The organism is Alcaligenes sp. WGS1538 (genome assembly GCF_043187505.1).
GTDB lineage: Bacteria > Pseudomonadota > Gammaproteobacteria > Burkholderiales > Burkholderiaceae_B > Alcaligenes.
This window is the reverse complement of record NZ_CP171109.1, coordinates 3,313,835-3,325,623: the sequence shown is the minus strand read 5'-3', so window position 1 is coordinate 3,325,623 and position 11,789 is coordinate 3,313,835. Positions and strand designations below refer to the sequence as shown.

General features: G+C 66.7%; 6 protein-coding genes and 1 pseudogene. 4 read left to right on the top strand and 3 right to left on the bottom strand.

Annotated features, from left to right (window positions below; translation table 11 throughout):
• Positions 1-285: 285 nt before the first annotated feature.
• Genes ACF3ND_RS15440 through ACF3ND_RS15425 form a run of 4 tightly spaced genes read left to right on the top strand, consistent with a single transcriptional unit; the run spans position 286 to position 9,123 of the window.
• On the top strand, positions 286-1,458 hold the full coding sequence (locus tag ACF3ND_RS15440; RefSeq protein ID WP_394061982.1) for an efflux RND transporter periplasmic adaptor subunit: 1,173 nt from the start codon (positions 286-288) through the stop codon (positions 1,456-1,458).
• A gap of 3 nt (positions 1,459-1,461) precedes the next feature.
• Positions 1,462-4,542: a multidrug efflux RND transporter permease subunit gene (locus ACF3ND_RS15435; protein ID WP_394061980.1), complete on the top strand. Its 3,081-nt coding sequence runs from the start codon at positions 1,462-1,464 to the stop codon at positions 4,540-4,542.
• Complete coding sequence (locus tag ACF3ND_RS15430) at positions 4,539-7,661, top strand: efflux RND transporter permease subunit (RefSeq protein WP_394061978.1); 3,123 nt, start codon at positions 4,539-4,541, stop codon at positions 7,659-7,661. The genes ACF3ND_RS15435 and ACF3ND_RS15430 overlap by 4 nt, the downstream gene beginning before the upstream one ends.
• On the top strand, positions 7,651-9,123 hold the full coding sequence (locus tag ACF3ND_RS15425) for an efflux transporter outer membrane subunit (RefSeq protein ID WP_394061976.1): 1,473 nt from the start codon (positions 7,651-7,653) through the stop codon (positions 9,121-9,123). Before ACF3ND_RS15430 ends, ACF3ND_RS15425 begins: the two co-directional genes overlap by 11 nt.
• Here the strand turns inward: ACF3ND_RS15425 and ACF3ND_RS15420 are convergent.
• The 3 genes and pseudogenes from ACF3ND_RS15420 to ACF3ND_RS15410 form a co-directional block, all read right to left on the bottom strand.
• The gene (locus ACF3ND_RS15420) at positions 9,120-9,845 is read right to left on the bottom strand and encodes a spermidine synthase (RefSeq protein WP_394061974.1); all 726 of its coding nucleotides are present in this window, start codon (positions 9,843-9,845) and stop codon (positions 9,120-9,122) included. The two genes, ACF3ND_RS15425 and ACF3ND_RS15420, sit on opposite strands and share 4 nt — an antisense overlap.
• Positions 9,842-10,843, bottom strand: a complete 1,002-nt coding sequence (locus tag ACF3ND_RS15415) for a Nudix family hydrolase (protein WP_394061972.1) — start codon at positions 10,841-10,843, stop codon at positions 9,842-9,844. Before ACF3ND_RS15415 ends, ACF3ND_RS15420 begins: the two co-directional genes overlap by 4 nt.
• Positions 10,836-11,701, bottom strand: a pseudogene (locus ACF3ND_RS15410) (ATP-binding protein). The gene ACF3ND_RS15415 and the pseudogene ACF3ND_RS15410 overlap by 8 nt, the downstream one beginning before the upstream one ends.
• Between the last annotated feature and the right edge of the window lie 88 nt (positions 11,702-11,789).

Here is an 11,789-nt window from a genome sequence, read left to right as displayed (position 1 = left end):
AGGCGCGCGCCGGAGCGGGCGGCTGTTGCACGCAGGCTTCGCGCATGGACATGAATCCGTCCCTTGCGCCGGGCTCAATGGAATAATGTCACACGATGCGCGAGCGCGTCCGAAACGGACGCGCTGCCGTTAAACGCTGGTTTTGACGCTGCGTGCGGACAATCGAGTTTTAGCCGGGGAGCTTACATGTCGGAGTTGAATACAGGCAGAGGTCGGAAGTCCCGAACCTTTTATGTCTGCTTGGTGCTGGGTCTGTTGGTGGCGGGAGGCCTGGCTTACTACGTTTTGTCCCCGAAGCCCGCCGCGACCGAAAGCGCCTCCGGCCAGCCGCGCGGACCGCGCGGCATGATGGGCTCCGCCAAGGTGCCGGTGCGCGCCGTAACCGTGCAGGAAGGGCTGATCGACCAGACCTTGACGGCCATCGCCACGGTCAAACCCCTGCAGACCGTGGCCGTGCGCGGCGAGGTCGACGGCGTGCTGGTGCGCGTCCTGTTCAAGGACGGCCAGCGCGTCAAGGCCGGCGACCTGCTGGCCGAAATCGATCCGCGCACCTATCAGGTCCAGCTGGATCAGGCGCGCGGCCAGTTGCTGCAGAACCAGGCCCAGCTCAAGGGCGCGCAGCAGGAGCTGCAGCGTCACCGCGTGCTGTTCCAGCAGAATTCGATTTCGCGCCAGGCGCTGGAGACCAAGGAAACCGCCGTGCAGCAGCTTCAGGCGCAGGTCAAGTCCAGCCAGGCGGAAGTGGCCCGCACCCAGTTGCAGCTGGATCGCACCCGCATTACGGCGCCGCTGGACGGTCGTCTGGGTCTGCGCAAGCTGGATCAGGGCAACCTGATTTCCGCCGCCAATACCGACGGCCTGGTCGTCATCACCCAGACCGATCCGATCGGCGTGGAATTCTCCTTGCCCCAGAATCAGTTGGCGGCTCTCTCGCAGGCCATGCGCCAGAGCCAGGGGCCGCTGCGCGTGGAGGTCACCGACAGCAACGGCCGGGTGCTCTCCAGTCAGGGCCGGCTGCAGGCCCTGGACAATCAGATCGACGTGGCCACGGGCACCTTGCGCGTCAAGGCGGAGTTCGACAATCCCGACGAGACCCTGTTTCCCAACCAGTTCGTCAATGCGCGCATTTACCTGGGCCAGCAGCAAGGGCTGCTGATCCCGTCCTACGCGGTGCAGCGCGGCTCGGTGGGCACCTATCTGTATACGCTCGACGCGGACGACAAGGTGCACGTGCAGCCGGTGGAACTGGGCACCGCCTCGCTGGACACCACGCTGGTGGCTTCGGGCTTGAAGGCGGGCGAGCGCATCGTGGTGGAAGGCACCGACCGCCTGCGCGAAGGTTCGGTCGTGGAAGTGATGGACGCAGCCGGCAAGGCCCAGGCGCCGGCGGCCAAGCCGGAACAGGCCCAGCGGCCGGCCGGCGGATCGGGCCGGCGCGCACGCCCGGCGGGTGAATAAACGGTGAGCATGTCCCGACTTTTCATTTTGCGCCCGGTGGCCACCACCCTGGCCATGGTCGCGCTGCTGGTGTCCGGCCTGCTGGGCTATCGCATGCTGCCGGTGGCGGCCCTGCCGCAGGTGGACTATCCCACCATCCAGGTGGTCACCCTTTATCCGGGCGCCAGTCCCGATGTGGTGGCGGCCCTGGTCACTTCGCCGCTGGAGAGGCGCTTCGGCAGCATGTCCGGCCTGTCGCAGATGATTTCCTCCAGCTCGGGCGGCGCCTCGCGCATCACCTTGCAGTTCGACCTGGGCCTGTCGCTGGACGTGGCCGAGCAGGAGGTGCAGGCGGCCATCAATGCGGCGTCCAACATGCTGCCCAACGACCTGCCGGCTCCGCCCATCTACAACAAGGTCAATCCGGCCGACGCGCCGGTGATCTCGCTGGCGGTGACCTCGCCCAACATGCCCCTGCACGAGGTGCGCGACCTGATCGATGTGCGGGTTGCGCAGAAGCTCTCGCAGGTCAACGGCGTGGGCCTGGTCAGCATCGCCGGCGGCCAGCAGCCGGCCGTGCGCATCCAGGCCGACCCGGCCGCCCTGGCCGCGCGCAACCTGACCCTGTCCAATCTGCGCCAGGCCGTGGTCGCGGCCAACGTCAACCAGCCCAAGGGCAATCTGGACGGACCGCAACGCTCCACCAGCATCAGCGCCAACGAACAGCTCAAGTCGGTGCGCGACTACGAGAACCTGATCATCGCCTACCAGAATGACGCGGCGGTGCGGCTGGGCGAGGTGGCGACCGTGGTGCGCGACGCCGAGGACGTGCGCCAGGCCGCCTGGGCGGGATCGGAGCCGGCCATCCTGCTGAACATCCAGCGCCAGCCCGGCGCCAACGTCATCGACGTCGTCGACCAGATCCAGAGCCTGCTGCCCGAGATCCGCCGTTCCCTGCCGGTGGGCGTGGACGTGTCGGTGGCCACCGACCGCACCCAGACCATCCGTGACTCGGTGGACCACGTGCAGAAGGAGATGATCCTGGCCATCGTGCTGGTGGTGCTGGTCACGTTCGTGTTCCTGCGCACCTGGACGGCCACCGTCATTCCCAGCGTGGTCGTGCCCATTTCGCTGATCGGCACCTTTGGCATCATGTTCCTGTGCGGCTTCAGCGTGAACAACCTGACACTCATGGCCCTGACCATCGCCACCGGCTTCGTGGTGGACGACGCCATCGTCATGATCGAGAACATCGCGCGCTACATCGAAAAAGGCGAGAGCGCCCTGCAGGCGGCCCTCAAGGGAGCCGCCCAGATCGGCTTCACGCTGCTGTCCCTGACCATCTCCCTGATCGCCGTGCTGATACCGCTGCTGTTCATGAGCGATGTCATCGGGCGGCTGTTCCGCGAGTTCGCCATCACGCTGGCCGTGGCCATCCTGCTGTCGTTGTTCATCTCTCTCACGCTCACGCCCATGATGTGCGCGCGCATGCTCAAGCCCAGCGCCGAGCAGAAGCACGGCCGCTTCACGACCTGGGCCGGCGTCCAGATGGACAGGGTCATTCACGCCTACGACAAGGGCCTGGTCTTCGTGCTGCGGCACCAGAGGCTGACCCTGCTGGTGGCCGTGGGCACGGTGGCGCTTACCGGCCTGCTGTACGTGGTGGTGCCCAAGGGCTTCTTTCCGCAGCAGGACACCGGCCTGATCCAGGTCATCACGCAAGGGCCGCAGACGGCTTCTTTCGGCGCCATGAGCCGCCTGCAGCAAGAGGCGGCCGCCATCGTACTGGAAGATCCGGATGTGGATACCGTCACCTCCTTCATCGGCGTGGACGGCACCAATGCCACCCTGAACAACGGCCGCATGCAGATTTCCCTGAAGCCCCGGAGCAGCGGGCGCGCCGGCGCCGATGAAATCATGGCGCGGCTGGGCGAACGTCTGGCGGACATTCCCGGCCTGACGGCGTACCAGCAGTCCATACAGGAGCTGACGGTGGACGATCAGATCAGCCGCAACGTCTACCAGATGGCCCTGTCCGATCCGGACACGGACGTGCTGAACGAATGGATGCCCAAGTGGCTGGACGCCGTGCGTCGGCTGCCGCAGATCAAGGACGCGTCCATGGGGCTGCAGAACGATGGCCTGCAACTGCTGCTGGACATAGACCGCGATGCGGCCGCGCGCGTGGGCGTGACCAAGGCCAATATCGACGATGCCTTGTACGATGCTTTCGGCCAGCGCCTGATCTCCACCATCTACACCCAGTCGGCCCAGTACCGCGTCGTGCTGGAAGTGCAGGGCGATTATCGCCAGGCGCCGCAGGACCTGGAGCATATCTACGTCACGACCAGCTCCGGGACTTCGGTGCCGGTCACCTCCCTGGCGCGCATCCAGCTGCTGCCCAGCACCTTGTCGGTGGAGCGGCTCGGCCAGTTCCCGGCCGTGAATGTATCCTTCGACGTGGCCGAGGGCTATTCGCTGTCGGACGCCATAAGCGCCATCGAGACGGTGCGCGAGGACATCGGCATGCCGGCCTCGGTGGACCTGCGCTACCTGGGGGCGGCCAAGGCCTTTCATGCCTCCTTGTCCAGCACGTTGTGGCTGATGCTGGCGGCGGTGCTGACCATGTACATCGTGCTGGGCATCCTGTACGAGAGCTACATCCATCCCGTCACCATCCTGTCCACGCTGCCGTCGGCGGCCATCGGGGCTCTGGTGGCGCTGTTGCTGGCGGGGCGGGACCTGGACATGGTGGGGGTGATCGGCATCATCCTGCTGATCGGCATCGTCAAGAAGAACGCCATCATGATGATCGACTTCGCCCTGGAGGCCCAGCGAGAGCAGGGCCTGCCTCCGCGCCAGGCCATCCATCAGGCGGCCTTGCTGCGTTTCCGGCCCATTCTGATGACCACCCTGGCCGCACTGTTCAGCGCCATCCCGCTGATGTTCGCCACCGGCTCGGGCGCGGAGCTGCGTCAGCCGCTGGGCCTGGTCATGGTGGGCGGCCTGCTGGCCAGCCAGCTGCTGACTTTGTTCACCACGCCCGTCATCTACCTGTTCTTTGACCGCTTCACCCGCCGCAGCGGCGCGCGCGAGGCCTCATGAAGCGTCTGCTTGGGCTGTTCATCTTCCGGCCGGTGGGCTCCAGCCTGCTGGCGCTGGCCATGGTGCTGGCCGGCGCCTTGTCGCTTCGCCTGCTGCCCGTGGCGCCGCTGCCGGAAATGGATTTCCCCATGATTGCGGTCGAGGCCCGCCTGCCCGGCGCCAGCCCCGAGACCATGGCCTCCAGCGTGGCCACGCCCCTGGAGCAGTCGCTCGGTTCGATCGCCGGCATTTCCGAGATGAGCTCGCGCAGCAGCGAAGGCTCCACCCAGATCATCCTGATGTTCGAGCTCGACCGGGACATCGAGGGCGCGGCCCGCGACGTGCAGGCGGCCATCAACCAGGCCCGGCCCATGCTGCCATCGGGCATGTCCAGCGTGCCCACCTACGAAAAGGTCAATCCTTCGTCCATGCCCGTCATGGTGCTGGCCCTGACTTCGCCCACGGCGACCAAGGCCCAGCTTTACGACATGGCCAGCGGCATCGTGCAGCAGAAACTCGCGCAGATTCCGGGCGTGGGCTCGGTGGACGTGGGCGGGGGCTCCCTGCCGGCGGTGCGCGTGGGCTTGAATCCCAAGGCGCTGGCCTCGGCCGGCATCGCATTGGATGACGTGCGCTCCGTCATCAACAATGCCAACAGCCTGCGGCCCAACGGCTACCTGGAAGACGGCAAGGACCAGTGGCAGCTCAGTTCGGGCAAGCAGTACAACCAGGCGCGCCAGTTCGAGCCGCTGGTGCTCAAGACGCAGGACGGGCAGGCGATCCGCCTGGGCGATGTGGCCAAGGTGGAGGATTCGGTGGAGGACATCCACAGCCTGGGCTACCTGAACGACCAGCCGGCGGTCCTGCTGATCGTGCGCCGCCAGGCGGGCGCCAACATCATCGAGACCGTCAACACCATACGCGAGCGCCTGCCCGACATCGAGGAGATGCTGCCCAGCGAGGCCCACCTGTCCGTCGCGCAGGATCGCACGCCCAGCATCCGCGCCACGCTGGACGAGGCCCAGCTGACCCTGGTCATCGCCGTCGCCCTGGTGGTGCTGGTGGTGCTGCTGTTCCTGCGCAACTGGCGCGCGGCCCTGATTCCGGCGATTGCGGTGCCGGCTTCGCTGATCAGCACCTTCGCCCTGATGTATCTGTTCGGCTTCACGCTCAACACCATTTCATTGATGGCCTTGATCGTGGCCACGGGCTTCGTGGTGGACGATGCCATCGTGGTGCTCGAGAGCATCATGCGCTACCTGGAGAAGGGCTTGTCGCCCATGCGCGCGGCGTTGCGCGGCACGCGCGAGGTCGGCTTCACGGTGACGGCCATGAGCCTGTCCCTGGTGGCCGTGTTCATTCCCCTGTGGCTGATCGGCGGCCTGGCCGGGCGTCTGTTCATGGAGTTCGCCGTCACGCTGTGCACGGCGGTGATGGTCTCGCTGATCATCTCGCTGATGCTCACGCCCATGATGTCGGCGCGCCTGCTGCGTCCGGGGCCGCAGCATGGGCAGGCGCGCAATCCGCTCAGCCGCTTCCTGGGCTGGTTCGGCGAGGTCAGCTGGCGCGGCTATCGGCGCTCCCTGGACTGGGCCCTGAAGCATCATCGCATCATGCTGTTGTCGCTGTTCGCCACCATAGGACTGAACGTCTACCTGTACGCCGTGGTGCCCAAGGGTCTGTTTCCCCAACAGGACACGGGCCAGCTGATGGGGTTCTTCCGCGTGGACCGCGGCACATCCTTCCAGGCCATGGAGCCCAAGCTGGAGCATTTCCGGGCCATCCTGAACCAGGATCCGGACATACGTTCGGTGGCCGTGTTCGCGGGCGGGCGCGGCGGCAGCACCTCGTCCTTCATCCTGGTCGAGCTCAAGCCGCTGGACGAGCGCACATCCAGCGCCACGGACGTGGTCAACCGCCTGCGCGAGCCGCTCAGCACCACGCCGGGCGCGCGCATGTTCATGGTGCCCCAGCAGGACATCCCGGTGGGCGGGGGAAGCGGCTCGCGCTCCGGATCCTACGACTATTCGCTGCTGGGCAGCGACCTGGAGCTGCTCAAGACCTGGCTGCCCAAGGTGCAGCAGGCCATGGCCGAACTGCCCGAACTGGTGGATGTGGACACCAGCACGGACGACAAGGCCGGCCTGGTACAGCTGGAGATAGACCGTGACCAGGCCATGCGCCTGGGCGTGGACATGGCGCTGGTGGCCAATACGCTGAACAACTCCTTCAGCCAGCGGCAGGTCGCGACCATTTACGGGCGCCTGAACCAGTACAGCGTGGTCATGGGGGTGGAGCCGCGTTTCGCCCAGGATCTGCAGTCATTGAAGGAGATCGAGGTCGTGGCCCGCGACGGCACGCGCGTGCCCCTGTCGGCCTTCACGCGTTTCACCACCGGCACGACGCCGCGCAGCATCAATCACATGGGGCTGCTGGTGGCTGAATCCGTATCCTTCGGCCTGGCCGAAGGCGTCACCTTGAGCCAGGCCACGGCGGCCATCGAGCAGGCCATGGCGCGCATCCAGCTGCCCACCCGCGAGATCCAGGCCGGCTTCGAGGGCAATACTGCCCAGATGCTGGATTCCATCGCCAAGCAGCCGCTGATGTTCCTGGCCGCGCTGGTCGCCCTGTACATCGTGCTGGGCATGCTGTACGAAAGCTACATGCATCCGCTGACCATTCTGTCCACGCTGCCCTCGGCGGGCATAGGGGCCTTGCTGGCCCTGATGATGACCAGCGGCGAATTCAACCTGATCGCCATGATAGGCGTGTTCCTGCTGATCGGCATCGTCAAGAAGAACGCCATCATGATGGTGGACTACGCCCTGCAGATGGAGCGCGAGCGCGGTCTGGATTCGCGCCAGGCCATCTATGAGGCCTGCCTGGTGCGTTTCCGGCCCATCATGATGACCACGCTGTCGGCCATCTTCGGCGCCGTTCCGCTGGTGCTGGCCTCCGGTCCCGGGGTGGAGATGCGCCAGCCGCTGGGCGTCACCATCGTGGGCGGCCTGGTGCTGAGCCAGATCCTGACCCTGTACACCACGCCGGTGGTCTATCTGTATCTGGACCGCCTGCGCCACCGTTTCCTGCGCCGCATGCGCCGCACTACTTTGGACGAGCAGACTCACCATGCCCGCTAACCGACTTTTCTTCGCGCCCCTGACGCGCCTGAGCCTGGCCTTGCTGCTGGGGGGCCTGGCCGGCTGCGCCGTGGGTCCGGACTATCAGCGTCCCGACGCCCCCGTGGGCGAGCATTTTCGCGAAGCCCGCGTCGAGGGAGCCTGGAAGACCGCCCAGCCGGCGGACCTGCAGGCGCGCGGCGCCTGGTGGGCGGCCTTCAACGATGGCGTGCTCGACGAGCTGATGCGCGGCCTGAACACCCAGAATTTTTCCGTGCAGCAGGCCGAGGCGCGGGTGCGCCAGGCCCAGGCGGCCCTGTCCAGCGCGCGCTCGGGCCTGTTCCCGCAGGTGAACGGCACGGCGGCTTCCACCCGCCGCGGCAGCGGTTCGGGCCAGACCAGCCAGAGCGGCAGCACGTATGACTTGAACGCCAACGTGTCCTGGGAGGTGGACCTGTGGGGGCGCATCCGCCGCCAGGTGGAATCGGGCGACGCCTCGCTGCAGGCCAGCGCGGCCGACATGGCGGCCACGCGCCTGAGCCTGCAGTCGCAATTGGCGCAGACGTATTTCCAGTACCGCAGCGCGGAGTCGGCCGAGCGCCTGCTGGACCAGACCGTACAGGCTTACGAGCGCTCCTTGCAGATCAATCAGAACCGCCTGGACGCCGGCTTTTCCGCGCAGAGCGACGTGGCCGCGGCGCTCAGCCAGTTGGAAGGGGCGCGTACTCAGCGCCTGGCGTTGAATCGCGAAAAAGCAGGCTACCAGCACGCCTTGGCGGTGCTGGTGGGGCGTCCGCCCTCGCAGTTCGAACTGGTGCCCCATGCGCCTTGGCCGGTTGTGCCGGACATCCCGGTGGGCCTGCCGTCCAGCCTGCTGGAGCGGCGTCCCGACGTGGCGCGCGCCGAGCGCCGCATGGCGCAGGCCAACGCCGAGATCGGCGTGGCCAAGGCAGCCTGGTTCCCGAGCCTGAAACTCAACGCCAGCGGCGGCTTCAGCAGCTCGGATTTGAGCGAGTGGCTGACGGCGCCGGCCCGCGTATGGTCCCTGGGGCCGTCCCTGGCCCTGACCCTACTGGATTTCGGTGCGCGCCGGGCCAAGGTGGAACAGGCCGAGGCCGGCTATGACGAGCAGGTCGCCGCATATCGCCAGACCGTGCTGACCGCGCTCAAGGAAGTGGAGGATGCACTCTCGGACTTGAACGGGCTGGGGCTCGAGCAGGCCAGCCAGGCCCGGGCCCTGGCGGCGGCGCGGGAGTCCCTGCAGTTGACGCGCAATCAGTTCGACGCGGGCCTGGTGGACTACCTGAGCCTGGCGCAAACCGAAACCACGGCGTTTTCCGCGGAGAGGCAGGCGCTGGACCTGGAGTCGCAGCGGCTGCGCGCCGCGGTCAAGCTGCTGGTCGCCCTGGGCGGAGGCTGGGCGGCCCCGTCGGGCTCGGAGCAGGCGGAACCGGGAACGACCGCGTCCGCCGGCTCGCCCTAATCCTGCTCCATCCAGGCGTACAGGCCGTCCACCCAATTGCGGGCGTCGTCCAGGCCGAGTCGGCTCCGGATGCGCTCGGCGCGCTCATAGAGCTCGTCAAAATCGATTTGCGGCGCCTGCTTGAAGGCGATGGCCACGATATTGCCGTCGTGGCTTTCCGGCAGCCAGGCCACGGCAGCGAAGATCTGCTGCAGCGCATGCAGATTGCGCGCATGAACCAGCGGGGCGCCCAGCAGATTGACGGTCAGCAGCCCGTGCGGGGCCAGGGCCTGGTGGCAGGCCTGGTAAAAGTCCAGGTCTTCCAGCGCAGGGTGATCGGCCTGGTCGGAATACAGATCCGCCTGCAGGACATCCAGCGTTGCGTCCTGCTGCCGCAGGTAGGCCAGTGCATCGGTGATGTGTATGCGCAGGCGTTCGTTGTCGGGCGGCAGTTCGAAGACCAGCCGGCAGGCCCTGTACACCTCGGGGTTCAGCTCCACGGCCTCGACCAGCGCATCGGGAAAGTGGCGATGGCAGAAACGCGTCAGCGCGCCCGCGCCCAGGCCCAGCTGGACGATGCGCCGGGGCTGATCCAGGAACAGCGTCCACATCATCATCTGCCGTATGTATTCCAGTTCCAGGCGTTCCGGCGCGTCCAGGCGCATGGCGCCCTGCACCCAGGGCGAGCCCAGGTGCAGGTAGCGCACGCCTTCGTGCTCCGAGATGGTGACCGGCGGCATCATGCCTGCGGGCCGTCCATCAGCTTGCGTATGCCGGCAATGCCATGGGCGCCGTGCCGGCGGGCCGGATCCAGCGTCTGCGACGATTGCCCGCCGATGGCATAGACCGGGCGGCCCGCCTGGGAGGCCAGTTCTGCAAAACGCGCCCAACCCATGCCGGGGTCGCCGGGATGGGAGCGGGTTTCCAGCACATGGCCCAGCACCAGGAAGTCCGCCTGGATTTTGCGGGCCAGCTCGATGTCGCTCTCGTTGTGGGCCGAGATGCCGATCAGTCCCTGGTTCAGGGCAGGGAAGGCGGTCAGGGTGTCGTGGCGACGCTCGGCCAGGGCCAGCGCGTCGCTGGCGCGCAGATGCACGCCGTCGGCATGGTCCCACCAGCTCTGCGGATGCACGCTGTTCACCAGGCAGCGGGCCTGGTAGCGGTGACACAGGCTGACCACCTGCAAGAAAGCCTGGTGCAGGAGGAATTCCGCGTCCTCGCGCGCCGCCCAGCCCGGTTCGCGGAACTGGACCAGCGCCAGGCCCTGTTGCAGGGCCTGCTCCAGTTGTTGCAGGTATCGGGGCAGGTGCGCGGGCTCTTCGATCTGGGTGATCAGGTAGCGTTCGGGCAGCTGCAGCCATTTCAGGGGCGGTTCGGTGGCCGGCAGCACGGGACCCACGTCCAGCGGCCCGGCCGGGCGCACCCAGGCCAGTTCCTGGCCTTCCATGCCGCGCGGCTCGCCTTGCCAGCCGCGCACCAGGCAGAAGTACAGCTTGACGAAGTTCTTGGGATATTCGTGGGTGTACGTGACCCAGGGCTGGGCCTCGGTGACCTCGATGTCCAGTTCCTCGCGCAGCTCGCGCGACAGGGCCTGCATGACGTCCTCGCCCGGTTCGATCTTGCCGCCGGGCAGCTCCCACCAGCCCGGCCAGGGCTTGTCGGCCGGGCGGCTGCCCAGCAGGACGCGACCGTCGGGCTGCAGCAGCACGCCCACGGCCACTTCTATGCTGGGTTTACACATGGCGGGCCGTCCAGTCGCGGGCGAACTGGCGCGCCACGCGGCCCGAGCGCGAACCGCGCTCCAGCGCCCACTGCAGCGCCTCGGTGCGCGAGGCCTGGATCTGGTCGGCGGGACAGCCCAGCGCGCCCAGCCAGTAGTAGACGATGTCCAGGTAGTCGTCCTGCTTGAAGGGATAGAAGGACAGCCACAGCCCGAAGCGCTCGGACAGGGACACTTTTTCCTCGACCGCTTCGCCGGGATGGATCTCGCCGTCGGCCGAGGTGGAGACGCCCAGGTTCTCCTTCATGTATTCCGGCATCAGGTGGCGCCGATTGGACGTGGCGTAGATCAGCACGTTGTCGCCCGGAGAGGCCACCGAACCGTCCAGCACCGACTTCAGGGCCTTGTAGCCGGCTTCGCCTTCTTCAAAGGACAGGTCGTCGCTGAAGATGATGAAATGCTCGGGGCGCACGCTGATCAGCTCGATGATCTCGCCCAGGTCGCCCAGATCCGACTTGTCCACTTCGATCAGGCGCAGGCCCCGGTCGGCGTATTGCGACAGCATGGCCTTGACCAGCGAGCTCTTGCCCGTGCCGCGCGCACCTGTCATCAGCACGTTGTTGGCGGGCTTGCCTTCCAGGAAATGGCGCGTGTTGCGTTCGATGATGCTTTTCTGGCGCTCGATGTGGTGCAGGTCCTCGCTGCGTATGGCGGCGATGTGGCTGACGCCCTCCAGCCAGCCGCGCGAACCGTTCTTGCGCCAGCGAAAGGCGACGGCGTCCCAGTTGATGGGCGGGGGGCGGGGGGCAGCCAGGCTTCCAGCTGGGCCAGGACGCGTTCGGCGCGGCTGACCAGTGTGCTGAGGTCTTGCGGATTCAAGACGGTCTCCGTAATCGGTCTTCGAAACCGCTATTATCGCTAATTTGAAACGCTTTCCAGTGCTCAAATCCGTGCAAGGCTGGTAACA

Excerpts from the sequence above, each read along its gene's own strand:
- ACF3ND_RS15430 (WP_394061978.1), top strand. The coding sequence starts at position 4,539 with ATGAAGCGTCTGCTTGGGCTGTTCATCTTCCGGCCGGTGGGCTCCAGC.
- ACF3ND_RS15425 (WP_394061976.1), top strand. The coding sequence starts at position 7,651 with ATGCCCGCTAACCGACTTTTCTTCGCGCCCCTGACGCGCCTGAGCCTG.
- ACF3ND_RS15420 (WP_394061974.1), bottom strand. The coding sequence starts at position 9,845 with ATGATGCCGCCGGTCACCATCTCGGAGCACGAAGGCGTGCGCTACCTG.
- ACF3ND_RS15415 (WP_394061972.1), bottom strand. The coding sequence starts at position 10,843 with ATGTGTAAACCCAGCATAGAAGTGGCCGTGGGCGTGCTGCTGCAGCCC.